22 protein-coding genes are annotated in these 18,527 nt (G+C 69.1%); 12 read left to right on the forward strand and 10 right to left on the reverse strand.

The window, feature by feature from the left end:
- Positions 1-60: 60 nt before the first annotated feature.
- The 5 genes from CPZ00_RS05265 (at position 61) to CPZ00_RS05285 (ending at position 3,448) form a co-directional block, all read left to right on the forward strand.
- Positions 61-1,101 (forward strand): zinc-binding dehydrogenase, encoded by a 1,041-nt coding sequence (locus CPZ00_RS05265; RefSeq protein WP_096389959.1) that lies wholly within the window; start codon positions 61-63, stop codon positions 1,099-1,101.
- A 97-nt stretch (positions 1,102-1,198) separates the two neighbouring features.
- A complete protein-coding gene (locus CPZ00_RS05270; RefSeq protein ID WP_096391606.1) occupies positions 1,199-1,555 on the forward strand; it encodes a hypothetical protein in 357 nt (118 codons plus the stop codon).
- 145 nt (positions 1,556-1,700) lie between these two features.
- A complete protein-coding gene (locus CPZ00_RS05275; RefSeq protein WP_096389960.1) occupies positions 1,701-2,135 on the forward strand; it encodes a CopG family ribbon-helix-helix protein in 435 nt (144 codons plus the stop codon).
- Positions 2,136-2,289: 154 nt separating this feature from the next.
- Positions 2,290-2,751, forward strand: coding sequence for a TRAM domain-containing protein (locus tag CPZ00_RS05280; RefSeq protein ID WP_096389961.1), 462 nt, complete (start codon positions 2,290-2,292; stop codon positions 2,749-2,751).
- A 211-nt stretch (positions 2,752-2,962) separates the two neighbouring features.
- Complete coding sequence (locus CPZ00_RS05285; RefSeq protein WP_096391607.1) at positions 2,963-3,448, forward strand: Tfx family DNA-binding protein; 486 nt, start codon at positions 2,963-2,965, stop codon at positions 3,446-3,448.
- Between the two features lie 35 nt (positions 3,449-3,483).
- On the opposite strand, the gene CPZ00_RS05290 is transcribed toward CPZ00_RS05285, so the two are convergent.
- Positions 3,484-4,788 carry a 5'-deoxyadenosine deaminase gene (locus CPZ00_RS05290; protein WP_096389962.1) on the reverse strand — a complete coding sequence of 435 codons (1,305 nt, stop codon included), beginning with the start codon at positions 4,786-4,788 and terminating at the stop codon, positions 3,484-3,486.
- A gap of 223 nt (positions 4,789-5,011) precedes the next feature.
- Here CPZ00_RS05290 and CPZ00_RS05295 point away from each other — a divergent pair, with 223 nt between their 5' ends.
- Positions 5,012-5,569 carry a peptidylprolyl isomerase gene (locus CPZ00_RS05295; protein ID WP_096389963.1) on the forward strand — a complete coding sequence of 186 codons (558 nt, stop codon included), beginning with the start codon at positions 5,012-5,014 and terminating at the stop codon, positions 5,567-5,569.
- Between the two features lie 20 nt (positions 5,570-5,589).
- On the opposite strand, the gene CPZ00_RS05300 is transcribed toward CPZ00_RS05295, so the two are convergent.
- Positions 5,590-6,039: a universal stress protein gene (locus CPZ00_RS05300; RefSeq protein WP_096389964.1), complete on the reverse strand. Its 450-nt coding sequence runs from the start codon at positions 6,037-6,039 to the stop codon at positions 5,590-5,592.
- A 293-nt stretch (positions 6,040-6,332) separates the two neighbouring features.
- Between CPZ00_RS05300 and CPZ00_RS05305 the strand changes: the two genes are divergently transcribed.
- Positions 6,333-6,677 carry a DUF5802 family protein gene (locus tag CPZ00_RS05305; protein WP_096389965.1) on the forward strand — a complete coding sequence of 115 codons (345 nt, stop codon included), beginning with the start codon at positions 6,333-6,335 and terminating at the stop codon, positions 6,675-6,677.
- Positions 6,678-6,692: 15 nt separating this feature from the next.
- On the opposite strand, the gene CPZ00_RS05310 is transcribed toward CPZ00_RS05305, so the two are convergent.
- On the reverse strand, positions 6,693-7,511 hold the full coding sequence (locus CPZ00_RS05310) for a DICT sensory domain-containing protein (RefSeq protein ID WP_096389966.1): 819 nt from the start codon (positions 7,509-7,511) through the stop codon (positions 6,693-6,695).
- 505 nt (positions 7,512-8,016) lie between these two features.
- On the opposite strand from CPZ00_RS05310, the gene CPZ00_RS05320 reads away from it, so the two are divergent.
- Together CPZ00_RS05320 and CPZ00_RS05325 are read left to right on the forward strand one after the other, a co-directional pair.
- Positions 8,017-9,948, forward strand: a complete 1,932-nt coding sequence (locus tag CPZ00_RS05320) for an aldehyde ferredoxin oxidoreductase family protein (RefSeq protein ID WP_096389968.1) — start codon at positions 8,017-8,019, stop codon at positions 9,946-9,948.
- A gap of 119 nt (positions 9,949-10,067) precedes the next feature.
- A complete protein-coding gene (locus CPZ00_RS05325; protein ID WP_096389969.1) occupies positions 10,068-10,430 on the forward strand; it encodes a hypothetical protein in 363 nt (120 codons plus the stop codon).
- Positions 10,431-10,483: 53 nt separating this feature from the next.
- Here CPZ00_RS05325 and CPZ00_RS05330 read toward each other — a convergent pair whose 3' ends face one another.
- The 5 genes from CPZ00_RS05330 to CPZ00_RS05350 all read right to left on the reverse strand — a co-directional run bounded on the left by CPZ00_RS05330 (position 10,484) and on the right by CPZ00_RS05350 (position 15,913).
- A complete protein-coding gene (locus CPZ00_RS05330; RefSeq protein ID WP_096389970.1) occupies positions 10,484-11,344 on the reverse strand; it encodes a mechanosensitive ion channel family protein in 861 nt (286 codons plus the stop codon).
- 142 nt (positions 11,345-11,486) lie between these two features.
- Positions 11,487-12,707 (reverse strand): 7,8-didemethyl-8-hydroxy-5-deazariboflavin synthase subunit CofG, encoded by a 1,221-nt coding sequence (gene cofG, locus CPZ00_RS05335; protein ID WP_096389971.1) that lies wholly within the window; start codon positions 12,705-12,707, stop codon positions 11,487-11,489.
- Between the two features lie 34 nt (positions 12,708-12,741).
- The gene (gene cofC, locus CPZ00_RS05340) at positions 12,742-13,458 is read right to left on the reverse strand and encodes a 2-phospho-L-lactate guanylyltransferase (RefSeq protein ID WP_096389972.1); all 717 of its coding nucleotides are present in this window, start codon (positions 13,456-13,458) and stop codon (positions 12,742-12,744) included.
- A gap of 25 nt (positions 13,459-13,483) precedes the next feature.
- Positions 13,484-14,662: a tubulin/FtsZ family protein gene (locus tag CPZ00_RS05345; protein ID WP_172861788.1), complete on the reverse strand. Its 1,179-nt coding sequence runs from the start codon at positions 14,660-14,662 to the stop codon at positions 13,484-13,486.
- Between the two features lie 345 nt (positions 14,663-15,007).
- Entirely contained in the window at positions 15,008-15,913 is a 906-nt protein-coding gene (locus CPZ00_RS05350) for a complex I NDUFA9 subunit family protein (RefSeq protein ID WP_096389974.1), read from the reverse strand.
- Between the two features lie 132 nt (positions 15,914-16,045).
- Between CPZ00_RS05350 and tmk the strand changes: the two genes are divergently transcribed.
- Positions 16,046-16,627, forward strand: a complete 582-nt coding sequence (tmk, locus tag CPZ00_RS05355) for a dTMP kinase (RefSeq protein ID WP_096389975.1) — start codon at positions 16,046-16,048, stop codon at positions 16,625-16,627.
- A 63-nt stretch (positions 16,628-16,690) separates the two neighbouring features.
- Here tmk and CPZ00_RS05360 read toward each other — a convergent pair whose 3' ends face one another.
- Complete coding sequence (locus tag CPZ00_RS05360) at positions 16,691-17,011, reverse strand: hypothetical protein (protein WP_096389976.1); 321 nt, start codon at positions 17,009-17,011, stop codon at positions 16,691-16,693.
- Positions 17,012-17,091: 80 nt separating this feature from the next.
- Positions 17,092-17,325: an Lrp/AsnC ligand binding domain-containing protein gene (locus CPZ00_RS05365; protein WP_096389977.1), complete on the reverse strand. Its 234-nt coding sequence runs from the start codon at positions 17,323-17,325 to the stop codon at positions 17,092-17,094.
- Positions 17,326-17,434: 109 nt separating this feature from the next.
- Between CPZ00_RS05365 and CPZ00_RS05370 the strand changes: the two genes are divergently transcribed.
- Together CPZ00_RS05370 and CPZ00_RS05375 are read left to right on the forward strand one after the other, a co-directional pair.
- Positions 17,435-18,130, forward strand: a complete 696-nt coding sequence (locus tag CPZ00_RS05370) for a potassium channel family protein (protein ID WP_096389978.1) — start codon at positions 17,435-17,437, stop codon at positions 18,128-18,130.
- Complete coding sequence (locus CPZ00_RS05375; RefSeq protein ID WP_096389979.1) at positions 18,127-18,360, forward strand: Lrp/AsnC family transcriptional regulator; 234 nt, start codon at positions 18,127-18,129, stop codon at positions 18,358-18,360. Before CPZ00_RS05370 ends, CPZ00_RS05375 begins: the two co-directional genes overlap by 4 nt.
- Positions 18,361-18,527: the final 167 nt, after the last annotated feature.

Genomic DNA, 18,527 nt, shown 5'->3' on the forward strand with positions numbered 1-18,527 from the left:
GTCACGGGTTCGTCCGCTCCCCACGCGAACCGTTTAGTCGCTGGCGCCGGACCGACCGGTATGCACGCGGTCCGATTCGCCGAGCACGGCGGTCGCGACGTGATCGAGTACGCCGAGGTTCCCGATCCGGATCCGGGACCGGGTGAGGTCCTGGTCGACGTGAAGGCGGGCACGCTCAACTACCTCGACGTCTGGACGCGCCGGGGACTACCGGGGCTCGACCTCGAACTACCCCACACGCCCGGCAGCGACGCGGCCGGAGTCGTCGCGGACGTCGGCGCCGACGTCGAGCGCTTCGCCACGGGCGACCGCGTGGCGGTCGCGGCGGGCACCGCCTGCGGGACCTGCGAGTTCTGCCGGGACGGCGACCCGACGCTGTGCCCTGACTTCGCGATCATCGGCGAGCACCGCCCGGGCGTCCACGCCGAGCTGGCGACGGTTCCCGCCGAGAACCTGGTGCCCGTCCCGGAGGGGGTCGACTGGACGACCGCGGCGGCCGCCCCGCTCGTGTTCGGAACCGCCTGGCGAATGCTGCACACGCGTGCCGACGTCACGGCCGGCGAGCGCGTGCTCGTGCTCGGCGCCTCCGGCGGCGTGGGCCACGCGGCGGTCCAGATCGCGGCCCACGCCGGCTGCGAGGTGTTCGCCACCGCCTCGACCGAGCCGAAGCGCGCCCACGCGGCCGACTGCGGCGCCGACCACGTCATCGACTACGAGGCGACCGACTTCGCCGACCGCGTCCGGGACCTCACCGACGGCCGGGGCGTCGACGTCGTCGTCGACCACGTCGGCGCGGCCACCTACCCCGACTCACTCGCCTCGCTCGCGAAGGGCGGCCGGCTGGTCACCTGCGGCGCCACGACCGGACCCAACCCCGACGCCGGCCTCAACCGGATCTTCTGGAACCAGCTGTCCGTCATCGGCTCGACGATGGCGACGCCCGGCGAGCTCGACGACGTCCTCGAGCTCGTCTGGAACGGCACCCTCGAGCCGCGGATCCGCGAGACGCTTCCGATGAGCGAGACCGCCGCGGCCCACCGGCTGCTCGAGGACCGTGAGGGCTTTGGCAAGGTAGCCGTAATTCCCGACAGTGAACGATGACCGCGCGGGCGGGGACGAGGACGGGAAAACCGCCGACGGCGCGAGATCCGGTGATGCGAGATCCGGTGATGCGAGCTCCGGTGATGCGAGCTCCGGTGTGCGATCCGACGACGCCGACCGGACCGTCCGCATCGACGAGACTGGCACGGTCACCGACGCGTCTTCCCCCGGCGGCGGTGACGGACCCGCCCGCGAGGAGTCGGAACCGGAGGCCGACGGCTTCGGCCGCGCGGGCTGGGCGCTCACGGCCGCGCTGATCACCTGTACCCTCCTCATCCCCGGCGTCATCTACCTCTACCCGTACGTCCTCGGGCGCTTCGAGCTCAGCTTCTTCGGAACATACCTCGCGCTCCCGATGATCCCGGCGGTGCTGCTTGGCGCGATCGCCGTCTGGTCGATGACGGCGGCGACGTCGAACGACGCGGATGACGACGACGTCGAACGACGCGGATGACGACGACGTTGAACGACGGCGAGTGATCGGTGATACAGGAACGGGAACGCTGTGCGACGCCGGCGTCACACACGCGACACGAGGCGTGGACGTCGCTGCGGCGGATCCACTAATCCTTAACAACTCGCGGCGCCGTCGTTAATATATGACCGTCGTCAGCGTCTCGATGCCCGAGGAGTTGCTCGAGCGGATCGACTCCTTCGCCGAGGACCACGGCTACACCGGCCGCAGCGAGGTGATCCGGGAGGCCTCCCGGAACCTGCTCGGGGAGTTCGAGGACGTTCGCCTGGAGGACCGCGACCTGATGGCCGTCGTCACGGTGCTGTTCGACTACGAGACCACGAGCGTCGAGGAGCGGATGATGCGACTGCGTCACGAACACGAGCACCTCGTCGCCGCGAACTTCCACAGCCACGTCGGGGCCCACTACTGTATGGAGCTGTTCGTTCTGGAGGGCGACCTCGAGTCGATCTCCGCGTTCGTCGGGAAGATCCGAGCCACGACGGACACGCTCTCGGTCGATTACAGCGTGATGCCGGTCGACGAGTTCGGTCCCACCACGGGGAACGGCGACCACTGATCCGGCCGAGCGAGGCTCGCGTCCTGCCGCCGAGCTGCCGCGACCCGGGCGTCCCGCGTCGGGGGCATCCTCCGATCCGGGACCGGGGGATGCCCCGGTGTCGGCTGCCCCCCCAGTCGGAACCATAAAGAGCGAACGCCGGCTACGGGGTGTTATGGCGGACTGTCCACTCGCCGACGACTGCCCCAGCTTCGAGGAACGGATCCAGGGAATGGGGTGTCAACACTACGGCGACCGCGGGGGCGCCGAGTGGTGTCAACACTACGATATGCCAATCCAGGAGCTGAAGCGCCAGCCCGTCCAGCCCGGCGAGGAGGTCGTCGTGGAAGTCGACGACATCCACGAGAGCGGCGCCGGCGTCGGTCGGACCGACGACGGTTTCATCATCCTCGTCGACGGGGTGCTCCCGCCGGCGCGCGCGAAGGTGCGCATCCACCGCGTCCAGTCGAACCACGCCACCGCGAAGGAGGTCGTCGAGCGCCTTCCGGATGACCCCGACGCGGACGACGCGGCGGCGGACGCCGACGCAGGGATCGACGGCACGGATGAGGACGAGGAGCACGACGGTCCGGGTCGCGAACGGCTCGGGAGCCGCGAGAACTTCTGGGGACGGTAGCGCCGACGACGCTCCCCGCCGGGGGACGACGGACAGTCCGTACTGTACCTTTTTCCGAGTCCGCTTCCTTCGGTGAGTCATGACTGAAGACGACGCCCTCGACGACGCGGCCGGCACCGCCGACACGGCCGGCACCGACCACGCCACGAGCCCGGCGGCGGACGGGGGCAGCCGCGAAGCGGACGACGCTCCCGATGACGGCGACAGAGCCGTGCGGAGCGACGACGACGCGGACGATCCCGAGGTCGTCACGGTCGGCGAGCTGCTCGACCGGGTCGGGTTCGATGCCGACGACAGCGTGCTCACCCGCCGGCAGGCGGAGGTGCTCGCGCTGCGCGAGCGGGGGTTGAAACAGTCGGCCATCGCGAACCGGCTGGGAACCTCCCGGGCGAACGTCTCGAGCGTCGAGTCGAGCGCCCGCGAGAACGTCACAAAGGCCCGCGAGACGATCGCCTTCGCCGAGGCGCTCGCGGCGCCGGTTCGGGTCGAGATCCCGGCCGAGACCGACCTCTACGACGTCCCCGGCCGCGTCTACGACGCCTGCGACGAGGCGGGCGTGAAGGTTAACCGCACCGCGCCGGAGCTGATGAAGGTCGTCGGCGACGCGGCCGGTGACGCGGTTCACGGGCGGGAGGTCCGACGGCAGCTCTTCGTCACGGTGAGCAGCGACGGAACGGTCCGCGTTCGTCAGCCGTGACCGAGCCGGAGCAGGGGTGCCGACGCCGACCGGTGTCACGCGGACGGCGCCACGCGCTCGGCGTGGCGACGGGCGCGCTCCCGGATCGCCGCCGCGTCGACGCCGACGTGTTCGCCGTCGGCGTAGCGAACCTCGCCGTCGATCACCGTCAGCGTCACGTCGTCGCCGTGGGCCGCGTAGACGAGGTGTGAGACGGGGTCGTGGACGGGGGTCGCCCGCGCCGCGTCCGTGGCGAGCCCGATGACGTCGGCGCGGTAGCCCTCCCGGAGCGCGCCGATCCGGTCGAATCCGGCCGCGTGAGAACCGGCCTCCGTGGCCATTCGAAGGACGGTCGCGGCGGGGAGCCGCGTGGGGTCGTGCGCGTCCACCTTTCCGAGGAGGCTCGCCTGCCGCATCTCGGTGAACGGGTCGAGCGTGTTGTTACACGGCGGGCCGTCGTTGCCGAGCGCCACCGTGATCCCCCGGTCGAGGTAGTCCGCGATGGGCGCTATCCCGCTTGCCAGCTTCATGTTCGAGGACGGACAGTGCGTGACAACCGTATCGGTCTCGGCGAGGACCTCGCGTTCGGTCGCGTCGGTGTGGACGCAGTGGGCGAGGGTGACGTCCGGGCCGGTCAGTCCCACCTCGTCGAGCCAGTGGACGTTTCGCATCCCGGTCGCGCGCTCGACCGCGGCGATCTCGTCGCGGTTCTCGCTCGCGTGCGTGTGGATCCGGACGTCCTCGTACCGGTCCGCCAGCTCCCGGCAGCCCCGCAGACACGCCTCGGTACACGAGAGGGCGAACCGGGGCGTGACCGCGTACCGGAGGCGCCCGTCGGCGGCCCCGTGATACTCGCGGATCAGCGATTCGGTCTCCGCGAGCGCCGTCTCCGCGTCCTGTTCGAGCCCGTCGGGCGAGTCGGCGTCCATGAGAACCTTGCCGAGCCGACCCCGGATCCCAAGCTCCCGGGCCGCCTCGAAGGCGGCCGCCGAGTGGTCGACGGTCAGATGGTCGAGGACCGTCGTGGTTCCCGACGCGATGCACTCGAGGTAGCCGAGCTCGGCAGCGGCCCGGGTGGCGTCCGCGTCCATAGTCGCCTCCATCGGAAGCACGTACTCGAAGAGCCACTCGAGCAGCGCCGCGTCGTCGGCGATCCCCCGCCCGAGCGACTGGACCGAGTGGACGTGCGCCCCGACGAGTCCGGGGGCGACGATGTCAGCCGACCGCCGCTCGTCGTCCGGATACCGGTCGACGAGCGAGTCACGTTCTCCGACGGCGTCGATCCGCGCTCCCGAGATTCGGACCGCGCCGTCCTCGATGACCGTGTCGGCGTCCGCGACGACCGTTCCCGTGATCAACATCCCTCAATGGGGAGGGGATCGCGGCTTAAGAAGGTGGTCGTTCGACGTGCCGCGGCGCGCAGGCGAGCGGACGCGAGCCGACGCGCAGCCACGCGACTCGGGGCCGCCACGCCGAAGGGGGCGACGCCATCACGCCGAAGGGGGCGATGCCATCACGCCGAAGGGGGCGATGCCATCACGCCGAATGGGCAGCGTTTTCCGGCCGCCGCGCCGATCGGGAGGTATGAGCGCGGACGACAACCCGACGGCGACGCTGCACACCACCCACGGCGACATCGAGGTCGAGCTCTTCGCGGACCGAGCACCCCGAACGGTCGAGAACTTCATCGGCCTCGCCGAGGGCGCGAACGACTACGAGAGCACTGAGATCGCCCCGGGAACCGGCGCGTGGGAGGACCCCGACTCCGGCGAGAAGCGGATCGATCCCCTCTACAGCGACGTCGAGTTCCACCGGATCATCGACGACTTCATGATCCAGGGCGGGGACCCGACCGGCACCGGCCGCGGCGGCCCCGGCTACCAGTTCGACGACGAGTTCCACGACGAGCTGACCCACGACGGCGCGGGGATCCTCTCGATGGCCAACTCCGGCCCGAACACCAACGGTTCGCAGTTCTTCATCACCCTCGACGCCCAGCCGCACCTGGACGGGAAACACGCCGTCTTCGGCGAGGTCGTCGACGGGATGGACGTCGTCGAGGAGATCGGCTCGCTCCCGACCGACCGCCAGGACGCCCCGATGACCGACGCCGGGATCGAGTCGGTCACGATCGACCGATAGCGGGAACGGGCCGCCCGGTCCTATTCGACCGTCGTTTTGACGATGCTGACGGGAGTGCTCGACCGTCGAGCGACGCGCTCGGTCACCGACCCGAGCAGCCGCCGGTACTCGCCGGGTCGGTTCTTCGTGCCCATCACGGTGAGGTCGACGTCCTTCTCGTCGATGTACCGGAGGATCTCCTCGTGGGGTTCGCCGTGGATCACCGACGTGACGACGTCGGCGAGGCCCGCGTCCGCGGCGACCTCCCGTACCCGGTCGACGGCCGTCTCGCCGACGTCCTCGAGCGTCTGCTCGACGCCCTCGAACTCGTGGACGAACTCGTCGCCGGGATAGGCGTTGACGACGCCGCTGTCCACGACGAAGAGGACGTGTAGCTCGGCGTCGTACCGGTTCGCCGCGTCGATCGCGTGGGTGATCGCACGGTCGACGCCTTCGCTTCCATCGGTCGGCAGCAGGATCCGATCGTACATCGATCGCCGATTGGGACGGAGACGATTTAAAAGTCGGTCCAAGCTCCGGGACCGTGGGAACCGTCCATCCGAGCGCCGGGACCGTGGGAACCGTCCATCCGAGCGCCGGGACCGTGGGAACCCAGTCGAGATCGCCGTTCCGGGCGTCGCGGTCGACGGAGAGGTCGAGGCTCTCGACACTCGCCCGGCGTCGGCCGACGCGGTGTCGGCCGCGCTCGGTCGCAGTATTGCGGTCCGCAAAAGCGTTTCCGACAAGATTTATGCCCTACCACGTGAGATAATAACACGCACAGATGTTCGAACGCTTCTCAAGCGGCTACTACCTCGGAACGCTGTACGTCGAACCCCACGACGGGGACCGCGCGCTCATACAGCGTGTCGACCACGAGCGCGTCAACGAACAGCTGTACGCGACCGGCGACGGACTCGAACGCCTCGATGCCCCGCTGGTGATGAAACTCGACACCGGCCACATCCCGGTGGACGGCGACGAGGAAGTCCCAAGCGGCACGCTCGTCGTTCCGGACGAGATCGCGGACGAGACCCTCCCCTCGAGAAAGAACGTCCTGCTCGCGGATGCCGACCGGGCCGCCGACCTCCTCCAGTGGGAGGGATGGCGCCCCGCGACCGGGGTCTGATCCCGCGGCTGCCGGTCACAGCGCTCGCTGAAGGTACGCGTCGATCTCCACGACCAGCCCCGGACGATACGTCCAGAACCCGTCCCACACGTTTCGCTCGTCCTCGAGCGCGACCAGAGCGGCGGGGCCGGGGACGGATTCGGACCCGGAATCGCAAGCATCCGGCGCCCCGTCCCCGGCGACGCCGGTGGGATCGGCCGGGCGGAAGACGACGAACCACGACCGACGGTACTCCCTCGAGCACCCGCCGTGGACGGTGACGGGCAGCGTCCCGGCGGTGTCCCAGTCGTCGACGCCGTAGACGTGGACGTCGGTACCGGCCCGACCGACCGTCTCGTAGACGGTACGCGTGCCGGCCTCATCCTGAAGCCGCGAGAGGTACTGGAACGACGACCGGAGGGTTCCCGATCCGGCCTCGGCGGCCCGGCGCTCGATGACGCGCGAGACCGTGATCAACAGCAGCTTCTCCTTGTTCGAGTCGGGATACCCGCGGAGGCGAAAGGGGACGTCGGTGAGTCCGTCCAACACCGCCGGGAGCTCCACCGCCTCGAGCTCCCGGCTGCCGGTCTTGTACAGGTCCGAGTTGACGAGCAGGATCGTCGAGAGCAGCTCGTCGACGGTCGAGCGCGCGATGATCGTCCCGTCCTCGATGAGCGCCACGACGTCCGTCTCGTCGGCCTCCGGGCGGTGGAGCTCCTCGACCGCGACCGGCTGGTCAGCGAAGAGGCCGTCCAGAAGCCGCCGCGCAGCGTCGGGGGCCGATCGGTTCAGGATCACCAGCGAACGAGCCGGGGGCTCGAGCCGATCGATGAACGCACGCAGCGAGTCGGCCATCACCGGATCACCGACTGCCTAATATATAAACGCTGTCTCGAGATATCCGACGATTCCCCGGCCCCGGTTCGTCGGCGGCCGAAGCGGTTCATCCGCGTCCGGGAGTTCGATCGCGTTCGAGGTGTCCGCTCGCGGCCACGGACGACGTTCGATCGCGACCACGGATCGACGGTGGTTCCACGCGTACGAAGCCGTTTACGTCGGGTGTGAAGCGACGGCCCGCCGATGCGACGCCCCTCGGGACGAGTGGCGACGGGCGCCACGGCGGCCGCTCGACGGTGTGTCGCTCGCGATCCTTGGATGGTCCCCCTTCGCCTCCGGCGACGATCCGCCACGTCAGCGAGCGGTCGAACGCACGCTCGTGGACGCAACCGGAATCGACCGAACCGCGTCGCCGACGGCGGCTCGGGACCGCCGCGATCGAAACTGGATGTAACCACCAGCAGTTACAATCCTATGTCAACAGCTAACAGGTTAGCGGCCCTATATAACGAACGAGCATTACATGACAGACTTCGGCGGCTACCGCGACCGAGTGGCACAGATCGACCTCTCCGAGTCGGACGTCTCCTATCGAGGGATCGACGACGAGGACGCCGAGAAGTACATCGGCGCACGCGGGCTGGGCGTGAAATACGTCTTCGAGAAGGGCGCCGACGTCGACCCCGACTCCCCGGAGAACCGGCTCGCGGTCATGACCGGACCGCTCACCGGCACGCAGGCGGTAATGAGCGGCCGGATCGCGCTGGTGACGAAGTCCCCGCTGACCGGGACCGTCACCGACTCCCACCACGGCGGCTGGTCGGGCGCCCGGCTCAAGTGGGCCGGCCTGGACGGCCTCCTGCTCGACGGGGCCAGCGACGAGCCCGTCTACCTCTACGTCGAGGACGGCGACGTGGAGGTCCGCGACGCCGGCCATCTGTGGGGGAAGGGCGTCCACGAGACGATCGACACGATCGGCGAGGAGGTCGAGGGAACGGTCGGCCGGAACGTCTCCGTGATGGCGATCGGGCCGGGCGGCGAGAACGGCGTCCGGTACGCCTGCGTCGTCAACGAGGACGACCGCGCCTCCGGGCGCGGCGGCACCGGCTGCGTGATGGGCTCGAAGAACGTCAAGGCGGTCGTGGTCAAATCCGGCACGAACATGCCGACCCCGGCCGACCCCGAGACCTTCCAGGAGGGCCACCAGCAGTCGATGCAGGTCATCCAGGAGTCCGACGTCACCGCGCCCAACGAGGGCGGCCTCTCGATGTACGGGACGAACGTCCTGATGAACATCACCGAGGAGATGGACGGGCTCCCGACGAAGAACGCGAAGTACACCTCGACGCGTAGCTACGAGGACGCCGAGGGCGTCGACATCGACGCCGAGCGCGTCTCCGGGGAGAACGTCCGCGAGAACATCCTCGTCGACGAGCCGACCTGTCACTCCTGCCCGGTCGCCTGCAAGAAGGAGGTCGAGGTGCAGACGATGCACAAAGGGCAGGACATGAACGTCCGGATGGAGTCCTACGAGTACGAGTCGGCCTTCGCGCTCGGCCCGAACTCGGGACACTCCGAGCGCGACGACATCGCCCTCATGATCGACCGGTGTAACGACGTCGGCGTCGACACCATCGAGGTCGGCAACATGATGGCGATGGCCATGGAGATGTCCGAGCAGGGCAAGCTCGACGACTACGGCACCCTCGAGTGGGGCGACTCCGAGGAGATGGTCGACCTCATCACCGACATCGCGAACCGCGAGAGCGACCTCGGCGACCTGCTGGCGGAGGGCGCCGAGCGCGTCGCCGACGAGGTCGGCGCACACGACAACAAGCTGTCGGTCAAGGGCCAGACGATCCCGGCCTACGACCCGCGCTGTATGAAGGGGATGGGCATCGCGTACGCGACCTCGAACCGCGGCGCGTGTCACCTTCGTGGGTACACGCCGGCGGCCGAGATCCTCGGCATCCCGGAGAAGGTCGACCCCTACGAGTGGGAGGGGAAGGGCGAACTCACCGCCACCTTCCAGGACCTCCACGCGATCTCGGACTCCTTCGACATCTGCAAGTTCAACGCCTTCGCGGAGGGGATCGAGGAGTACGTGCTCCAGTACAACGGCATCACCGGCCGCGACGTCAGCGAGGACGAGCTGCTGGCCGCGGGCGAGCGCGTCTACAACCTGGAGCGGTACTACAACAACCTCTCCGGCTTCGACGGCGACGACGACACGCTCCCGAACCGCTTCCTCGACGGGCACCCGGACGCGATCCCGGGACAGGGCGCCAGCGAGGACGAGCTGTGTGAGCTCGACGAGATGAAGGCCGAGTACTACGAGGTCCGCGGCTGGGTCGACGGCGTCGTCCCCGAGGAGAAGCTCGAGGAGCTCGAGATCGAGGTCGGGCCCGGCACCGGCGTCACCAGCGGCGAGGGCGCCGCGCCCGCCGACGACTGAGGCGCCCCCTCCCCCACGACCGGACACGCCCGAGAGCGAGCGAAGAACGCCCCCCGCCGGATCGTCCGGCACCGCGACCGGCCATCCATCTTTTTGTCGACATCGGCCGAAGAGCCGGTATGAAACCCCGGATCCCGGTCGCCGTCGGCGCCGCGATCACGACGGCCCTCGTCGTCGCGGGCACGGTGACGGGACTGCTCGAGACCCGGATCGCCTTCTCGGCGCTGATCGGCCTCCCGGCCGGCGTCCTCGCGGGTGCGATCGTCGCGGCGGCGACGGCACGGGGGTACGGGACCCTCCAGCGACCGACCAGGGCGGTCCTCGAGGGGATCGCGGCGGTCGGCCCGGCGTTCCTCGCGCTCGCCGCGATCCGATACGCGGTCGCGGCCACCCGCGGCGTCCTCTCGACGACGACGGCGATAGCGCTGGCGTTGCTGGTCGGCGTGGCGGTGGCTGCGCTGCGTCGACGATCGACGGCGTGAGCGGCGGAAGAAACGGTCCAGTCCGCAGCGACCGGCAGCCGCGGTGGGGTAGTTTACGCCTCCGCGACCGTCTCGAGCACCTCGACGCTGCCGGTGAGCTCGCGGTGGACGTAGGGCATGTCGATCCCGTCCTCGTCGAACCGCTCCTTGACCGCCTGCACGTACTCCGAGCGGACGCGCACGAAGTCGCTGCGGTCCGGGTCCTCGATCCACCACCGCGACTGGAGGCCGACCGCCGAGTCGCCCAGCTCGACGAGCCGAACCGAGACGCCGGGGTCGTCGAGGATCTCCTCGTGGGCCCGCGCCTCCTCGAGGATGACGTCGGTCGCGTGGTCGATGTCGTCGTCGTAGCCGATGCCGAAGACGAACCGCTGGCGGAGCGTCTCGTAGGCGACGGGGTTCGTCACCGCCGTGTTGGCCAGGTCGCCGTTCGGCACGGTGACGCGCTCGTTGTCGAAGGTCCGGATCCGCGAGACGCGGAGGTCGATGTCCTCGACGCGCCCGCTGTTGCCGTCCCACTCGATCCAGTCGCCGACCTCGAAGGGTTTGTCCTTCAGGATGAAGATCCCGGCCACGAAGTTCCCGAGGAGGTCCTGCGCGGCGAACCCGACCGCCAGCGCGATCGCGCTGCCGAAGACCGCGAACGCCGAGAGGAACGCACCGTAGCCCGCGACCGTGAGGCCGATCGCGAGCGCACCGACCCAGACGGCCGCGTTGGTGACGCTCGTCGCGAGGCTCACGACGGCTCGGTCGAACCCCCTGGCATCGAGTACCCGCCGAACGCCCGGCACGACGACGAACCGCCCGACGAGCAGGGCGAGCAGGAACCCGACGACGAACGACGCGACCGAGACCCCGATCCCCGCGATGTCGATCGACTCCCGCACCGCATCGACTTGTAGCGTGATACCCATCGAAGCCTCGTTCGGAGGCCGACGGGAAGAAAGTACGGCAGACGGGCGTCGGGCCGGCCACGGAACGCCCCCGGAGAGCCGGCCGGTGCGCCGTGGAGGCGATCGGTTCGACTCCGGATGACCGAACACCTCGTCGGTCCGGTCACGCCTCCAGCGGCGCCTCGCGGTCGGCGACCCGCCGGAATCGGCGGCCGTGGACGTCGTCCGCCCGGATCCGGTCGCGGATCGGCGCCGGGAGCCACTCGGCGTCGGAGCCGGGATCGGTCGCGGCGCGCGGCTCCGAGCCGCGCGGCTTCGAGGCGTCACCGCCGGTCGCGCGCGACGGCGGCGCCGCGGGAACGGCTCCGGACCGCCGGATCCCGTCAGGGAGGTACCGGTCGTGGGTCGGCAACCGCTCGTGGAGGGTCATCCCGCCGGCGTCGGCCACCGCGCGCAGCTCCTCGAGGCCCGGCCAGGCGTACGCCGGGTTGATGTAGTCCTCGGTGACCGGGGAGACGCCGCCCAGGTCGTCGATGCCGCAGTCGACCAGCTCGGCGGCGGGCGTCAGGTTCGGGGGCACCTGGACGGACACCTCGGTCGGCAGCGCCGCCCGGGCCATCGCGACGACCCGGCGCATCGTCTCGACGCTCGGGCGCTCGAAGTCCGACCGCTCGTTGGGGACGACGTTCTGCACGATCACCTCCTGGACGTGCCCGTACCGCTCGTGGAGTTCGCGGATCGCCAGCAGGCTCTCGGCGCGGTCGCGCCAGTCCTCGCCGATCCCGACCAGGATCCCCGTCGTGAAGGGAACGCCCAGCCGACCGGCCGCCCGGATCGTGTTGAGCCGCTGTCCCGGCGTCTTCCGCCGCCCGCCGGCGTGGGCATTCACGTCCGCGGTCGTCTCGAGCATCACGCCCATCGAGGCGTTGACGTCCCGAACGGTCTCGAAGCCCGCCTCGGTGAGATCGCCCGGGTTCGAGTGCGGGAGCAGCCCCTCCTCCAGGGCGATCGTGCACGCCTCCCGGAGGTACTCGAGGATCGAGTCGTGGCCCCACTCGGCGAGCCGGTCGTGGATCGCGACGTATCGGTCGTCGGGGTCGTCGCCGAAGGTGAACAGCGCCTCGGTGCAGCCGGCGTCGGCGCCGATCCGGCACTGTTCGCGGATCTCCGCGGGCGTCAGCAGGCTCGCCTCGCCGGGGGCGTCGTAGTAGGTGCAGTACGTACAGGTGTATCGGCACGCGGTCGTCAGCGGGAGGAAGACGTTCCGCGAGAACGTGAGCTCGGCGGCGGGCTCGACGTCGGCGGGCGAGACCGCCAGCAGGCGGTCGACCGTCTCGGGGTCGACGGCGATCTCGACGTCGTAGTCGTCGGCCGCGGGGAACACGACTGAGGCTCGTGGGCCGACCCTCAAAAGGATATCACTCGGCGGTCGTCCGTTCGACCGCGACGCGTCCGTCCGCGGTCCGGAGTTCGAATCCGGTCCGCTCCAGCCAGAGCCGCGCATCCCCGGTGCCGTGGAGGAGGACCTCCGCGAGGTCGGCGGGCTCGTCGACGTCGGTCGCGAGCCGATAGGAGTCGATCTCGGTCACCGAGGCGTCGATCGATCGCGCGGCTCGCCGATGATCCCGAACCGAGGCGCCGTGGTAGTCGACGCGAAACGCCGGGTCGCAGACGACGAGCGCGTTCGTCCCTCCGCCCCGTCCCGGCGCGATCACGACGTCACCCGACGCGTCGAACAGCCGCTCCAACGATCGCGGCGTGGCAACCGCCAGATCGCTCATCACGACCGCGACCGCGTCCGTGTGTGCGTGTGCACTTCCGGACTCGGCCGCCGGCGCGTGCTCGTCCGCCGGCGCGTCATCCGCGAGCGCGTCGGCGATCGCATCGGAGACGGCCGGCGTCAACGGGCGGTCGTCGACGCGGACCGCGGCGTTCGCCGCGCGGGCGGTCCCGACTCGATCGGCGAGATCGATCGGTCGGTCCGCGAGGACGGTCGGCTCCCCGCCCGCCTCGACGACCGCACGAAGCACGTCGCCGAGCATCGCGTCCGCGAAGGCGCGTCGCTCGGCGGGCGTAAGCACGTCCGATAACCGGGTCTTCGGGCGATCGGCGGCGAACGGAACGAGAACGTCCATCGGGACTGCCGGGGAGGGCCCCGGCTTAGAACAGCGATTCGAGCTCGTCCTCGTCGTCGTCGACGAGCGATTCGAGGTTTTCCTCGCTCTCCTCGCGGATCTCCTCGAGGTTGTCCTGGGCCTCGATGGCGACCTGCTGGAGCTCCTTGATCCGGGGAACGTTCGTGACGCCGGCCAGGAGGATCACGGACGCGACGAACCCGGAGCCGCGGTAGGGGTAGTCGCCGCCCCGGACCTCCATCGAGCCGGTCTGCTCCTCGAGCCACTTGCGACCGCGCTCGATCCCCTTGCGGTTGAGGTACTCCGGCGGCCCCGCGAGCACGAGCAGGGCGCGTTCGGACCCCTCGATCTCACAGGGGAGCGTCAGGCGGCCCAGCGCGGCCTTGCGGACCAGGCTGGTGATGCGGTTCGTGGTGTGGGCGGTGTCGAGCTCGTCGTTCTCCTCGCCGTTGCGGAGCCGCGACAGGAGCCCGCCGGAGGACGTCTCCTCGACCTCCTCCTCGGCGTAGCCGACCGTCGAGACGCCGCCGCCGGAGAGGGTGTTGATGATCTCCGAGGAGTCGACGACGCTCTCGGCGACCTCCTGTCCCTGCTTGACCTCGCCGGCGCCGAAGAGGATCCCGAACCGCCGAACGATCTCCTCGTTGATCTGCTCGTAGCCGCCCTGCACCGACTCGCCCGTCTTTCGCCAGGCGTCGTTGTCGAACACGAGCAGGTTGTCGACCTCGCGGACGAACGTCTGGAACGACCGGGCCGCGTTCAGGGTGTAGATGCCCCCCTCGTCGCTGCCCGGCAGGATGCCGAGCCCGTAGACCGGCTCGGTGTAGATGCGCTTGAGGTGCTTCGCGAGCACCGGCGCGCCGCCGGATCCGGTTCCCCCGCCGAGGCCGGCGACGACGAGGAACGCATCGACCTCGTGGACCGGGATCGAATCGATCGCGCCCTGTACCTCGTCGATGTCCTCCTCGGCGATCTCCGCGCCGAGCTCGTTGTCCGCGCCCACGCCGTGCCCCTTGACGCGGGACTGCCCGATCAGGACGCGCTGGCTCTCCGGGATGTGTTCGAGCCCCATCAGATCGGCTTTGGCCGTGTTCACCGCCGCGGCCGCCCGCACGATCTCCGAGCCGGTCCGTTTGTCGTACTCGAGAAACTTGTCGACGACTTTTCCCCCCGCCTGTCCGAAGCCGATCATTGCCAGTTTCATGGAATCCCCAGTCCGTCTTTGCAAAAACCACAGACGGATAGCAAATATAAGCCTTGTGATGGTGGAGATCCGCTGGACGGCGGGAAACGCCCGAAAATTGGGTTTTTGAGGCGTAATACTCCCAATATCGGATCGAAGAACTGGAGGCGGTCGGTCGGCGTCTGTGCCGGGAGGCCTATATATGGTCCGTGATCGCACGGGGCTCGATCGGTCGGAGACGGGAGGTCCGAGGCGGCGCCCGACGAACGCACGGTCGGAGGCCGGAAACCCCCTCACATCCGTGCCCGAAATGACGTTTCACAGTCATATGCGTGGACGGATACGTCCACGAACGTCGAGGGCCCCTCAGATCCCGAGATACTCCTCGAAGGTCGTGAGGCTCTCGACGGAGACCTCGAACGCGTCGATGTCGTTCCCGTCGGTCGTGTTGTCGAACGTCAGCGACCGGTACTGATCGGCTCCCATCGGGAAGCCGGGCACGACGCTCAATCCGGTGAGGCCGACCCGTGCGAGCGCCATCGGCAGGGAAACGATCGTGATCGACCGTCCCTCGGACTCGTAAACCAGTTCGGTGATCTCCCGGAGCGTGAGCTTTTCCGGGCCGGCGAGCTCGTAGGTCTCGCCGGCGTGGGCGTCCTCGGTCACCGCGTCGGCCAGCATCGGAACCAGGTCCTCGACGTGGATGGGTTGGAACCGCGTCTTCCGGCCCCCGCCGGGGAGCGGATACACCGGGAGGCCGGGTGCGAACCAGGACTTCAGCCGCTTCGTGAAGGAGACGAACTCCCCGCCGTCGCCGAAGACGACCGAGGGGCGGATGATCGTCTCCTCGACGTCGGCCGCCGCCACGAGCCGCTCGGCGGCACCCTTCGCCCGGATGTAGTGGGTGGCACCGTCGGGGTCAGCCCCGAGGGCGCTCAGCTGCAGGAACCGGTCGACCCCGCCGTCGACCGCCGCCTCGAGGAGGTTCTCCGTCCCGCCGCGGTGGACCTCGTCGTGGCGTTCGTTCCCGCCGGAGGGCTCGAACAGCGGCGAGAGCGCGACGAGGTTGACGACGGCGTCGTGTCCCGCGACCGTGTCGTCGATCGAGTCGGCCGCGGTGACGTCGCCGACGGCCGTCTCGATCGCGTCCACCCCGTCGAACTCCTCCGAGGGCGACCGCGAGAGCGCGGTCACCTCGTGACCCCGGTCGGCCAGTTCACGACACAGGTACGACCCGATGAAACCGGTTCCGCCGGCGACCAGGATATCCATACCCGTCCTTGAGGGAGAATCCACCTAAAACTACCGCGGGGACGGACGTTCGGTCGCCATCATCGGGACGGCCCGTCCGTCGGCCGGGGGCGTATCCTGGCCGTTTATTTGGGCGGCCGCCGCAGCGGGAGTATGCTCCTCACGCTCGAGGGCCTCGACGGCAGCGGAAAGACCACCGTCTGGGAGGCCCTCCGCGCCGACCGACCCGACGCGGTGTTCACCCGCGAGCCGACCGACAGCTGGTACGGCGACGCCGTCTACCGGTCGATCGCCGACGACGACGCCGATCCGCTGGCCGAGCTGTTCTTATATACCGCCGACCACGCGAACCACCTCTCGAGCACGATCGAGCCCGCGCTCGCGGCCGGCGAGGTCGTCGTCTCGGACCGATACTGCGACTCGCGGTACGCCTACCAGGCCGCGACCCTGGCCGACTCCCGGATCGACCGGCCGCTCGAGTACGTGCGGGGGATCCATCGGCCGTTCACCCGCGAACCCGACGTCACCGTCTACCTCGATCTCGACGCGGAGACGGCGGCCGACCGGGCGGGTTCGACGAACAAGTTCGAGCGTCGCGAGTATCTCGCGCGGGTCAGGGCCAACTACGAGCGGCTGATCGAGTCAGATCCCGATCGGTTCGTCCGGGTCGACGCCACGCAGCCGCCCGCGGCGGTCCTCGAGCGCGTGGAGTCGATACTCGAGGAGCGAACGTGACCGTCATCGAGGTCCGCAAGCGAACGTGACCGTCATCGACGGCCGAGCCGACCGACTGGGACCTCAGTCCGTCGGCTCGGGCAGCTCGTACTCGTCGGGATGTTCGACGTACAGGACGTCGATCGCCACGCCGAGAACGCCGGGCAGGAGGATCATCACCGTCAGCACGGCGACGGTCGTTTCGAGGTCGATCCCGATCCCGAGAGGACCCGAGACCACGAGCGTCGATGTCAACAACACGATGGGGATCAGGAAGGCCACGTAGATCGCAGTTCCCCACGTGGTGTCGAGACGGAGGCGAAGGAACCGCGTCATCACCGCCGCGATGAGGGTGTGGGCACCCAACACCACGAGGAACAGCAGCACGCCGAGGATCGTGGCCATGTTCGACCTACGGGGCCCGTGCTTTTTCCTCTATCGACTCGGCTCCGGCCCGCGGATCGACGGTCCAGATGCCGCGTCGGTCACTCGTCGAGGGCAACGTACGTCTTCGTGTCGAGAACGCCGTCCAGTTCCTGGATGGCGGTGGTGGTGGTCGACAGCACCTGATAGACCTCCGACACCTCGAACACGACCATCACGTCCCAGTCGCCGGCGATGACGTGTGCGGTCTCGACGCCCTCCATCTCACGGATCGTGTCGATGAGGCCCGGCGAGGATCCCACGTCGGTGTCGACCAACACGTATGCCCGTACCATACGGCAACGTACACCACACGATCGCAAAAAGCTTCGTACGATTCCCCGCCGGCACCCCGTCTTCGGATTCGCCAACAGGGTTATTTCCCGTCCGTCCATACGGCTGAGTATGCGAGTAGTTAACATAGGATACGGACGGGTCGGGTCCCGAACGGCCCGCGTCCTGACCGAGGAGGGACACGCGGTCACCGTCGTCGAGTCCGATCCCGACAGGGCGCGTCGAGCCCGCGATGATGGGTTCGAGGTCATCGAAGGGGACGGCTCCCGAGAGGACGTCCTGGAGTCGGCCGGGATCGACGCAGCCGACGCGCTCGGCGCGCTCACCGGCAATCTCAACACCAACTTCGCGGCGTGCATGATCGCGAACCACTACGGCTGTCGGACCGTGATGCGCATCGACGAGGACTACCGCGAGGACATCTACCGGAAGTACGCCGACGAAGTCGACGAGGTCGTCTACCCCGAACGGCTCGGCGCGATCGCCGCGAAGAACGCCCTCCTCGGCGGCAGCATCCAGGCGATCGCCGACATCGCCCAGCATCTGCAGGTGCTCCTCATCACCGTGACCGCGGACTCCCCGATGCGCGGGTACACGCTCTCCGAGGTTGCCCTCCCCGGTGAGGCACGAATCCTCGCGTTCGGCAAGGGCGACGAACAGCTCGGCATCCCGCTTCCCGACGACTCCCTCGAGGCCGGCGACCGCATCGCCATCCTCGCCGATTACTCCGTCCTCGACGACGTCCGCCAGCTGCTCGTCGGGGACGTCGAACCGACCACCAGGGCGATGGCCGGAGGGGACCGATGAGCGTCACCGCGTACGTGATGGTGAAGGCGAACACCGGAGAGGCCGACCGGCTGAAAGCCGACCTGGCGGCGCTCGAGGGCGTCGAAACCGTCAGCATCGTGGCCGGCGACGTCGACTTCATCGTCACCGTCGCCGTGGAGACCCCGTCCGACGTCAAGGACGTCGCCGCAACGGCCATCCAGGAGCTCGACGGCGTCGAGAGCACGCGAACCTACGTCGCGATGGAGTGACGCCCAAATCGGCTCCCGAACCGACTCCCGAACCGACCCCGATCCTCCGGACCTTTTTCATACAGCACGAATCAGCCGTCCCGTGACGTGAGACACGCCCCGGCACGGGCCAGACGGGTGCGCGGCATCCCGTCCGGGGACCGAAAGCAGCCGCCTGCTCGCCAGGA

The organism is Halopenitus persicus (assembly GCF_002355635.1).
GTDB lineage: Archaea > Halobacteriota > Halobacteria > Halobacteriales > Haloferacaceae > Halopenitus > Halopenitus persicus_A.

Bases quoted from the DNA above. Each gene is read 5' to 3' on its own strand.
- CPZ00_RS05265 (WP_096389959.1), top strand. From the start codon at position 61: ATGCACGCGGTCCGATTCGCCGAGCACGGCGGTCGCGACGTGATCGAG.
- CPZ00_RS05275 (WP_096389960.1), top strand. From the start codon at position 1,701: ATGACCGTCGTCAGCGTCTCGATGCCCGAGGAGTTGCTCGAGCGGATC.
- CPZ00_RS05280 (WP_096389961.1), top strand. From the start codon at position 2,290: ATGGCGGACTGTCCACTCGCCGACGACTGCCCCAGCTTCGAGGAACGG.
- CPZ00_RS05290 (WP_096389962.1), bottom strand. From the start codon at position 4,788: ATGTTGATCACGGGAACGGTCGTCGCGGACGCCGACACGGTCATCGAG.
- CPZ00_RS05295 (WP_096389963.1), top strand. From the start codon at position 5,012: ATGAGCGCGGACGACAACCCGACGGCGACGCTGCACACCACCCACGGC.
- CPZ00_RS05300 (WP_096389964.1), bottom strand. From the start codon at position 6,039: ATGTACGATCGGATCCTGCTGCCGACCGATGGAAGCGAAGGCGTCGAC.
- CPZ00_RS05305 (WP_096389965.1), top strand. From the start codon at position 6,333: ATGTTCGAACGCTTCTCAAGCGGCTACTACCTCGGAACGCTGTACGTC.
- CPZ00_RS05310 (WP_096389966.1), bottom strand. From the start codon at position 7,511: ATGGCCGACTCGCTGCGTGCGTTCATCGATCGGCTCGAGCCCCCGGCT.
- CPZ00_RS05320 (WP_096389968.1), top strand. From the start codon at position 8,017: ATGACAGACTTCGGCGGCTACCGCGACCGAGTGGCACAGATCGACCTC.
- CPZ00_RS05325 (WP_096389969.1), top strand. From the start codon at position 10,068: ATGAAACCCCGGATCCCGGTCGCCGTCGGCGCCGCGATCACGACGGCC.
- CPZ00_RS05330 (WP_096389970.1), bottom strand. From the start codon at position 11,344: ATGGGTATCACGCTACAAGTCGATGCGGTGCGGGAGTCGATCGACATC.
- cofC (WP_096389972.1), bottom strand. From the start codon at position 13,458: ATGGACGTTCTCGTTCCGTTCGCCGCCGATCGCCCGAAGACCCGGTTA.
- CPZ00_RS05345 (WP_172861788.1), bottom strand. From the start codon at position 14,662: ATGAAACTGGCAATGATCGGCTTCGGACAGGCGGGGGGAAAAGTCGTC.
- CPZ00_RS05350 (WP_096389974.1), bottom strand. From the start codon at position 15,913: ATGGATATCCTGGTCGCCGGCGGAACCGGTTTCATCGGGTCGTACCTG.
- tmk (WP_096389975.1), top strand. From the start codon at position 16,046: ATGCTCCTCACGCTCGAGGGCCTCGACGGCAGCGGAAAGACCACCGTC.
- CPZ00_RS05360 (WP_096389976.1), bottom strand. From the start codon at position 17,011: ATGGCCACGATCCTCGGCGTGCTGCTGTTCCTCGTGGTGTTGGGTGCC.
- CPZ00_RS05365 (WP_096389977.1), bottom strand. From the start codon at position 17,325: ATGGTACGGGCATACGTGTTGGTCGACACCGACGTGGGATCCTCGCCG.
- CPZ00_RS05370 (WP_096389978.1), top strand. From the start codon at position 17,435: ATGCGAGTAGTTAACATAGGATACGGACGGGTCGGGTCCCGAACGGCC.
- CPZ00_RS05375 (WP_096389979.1), top strand. From the start codon at position 18,127: ATGAGCGTCACCGCGTACGTGATGGTGAAGGCGAACACCGGAGAGGCC.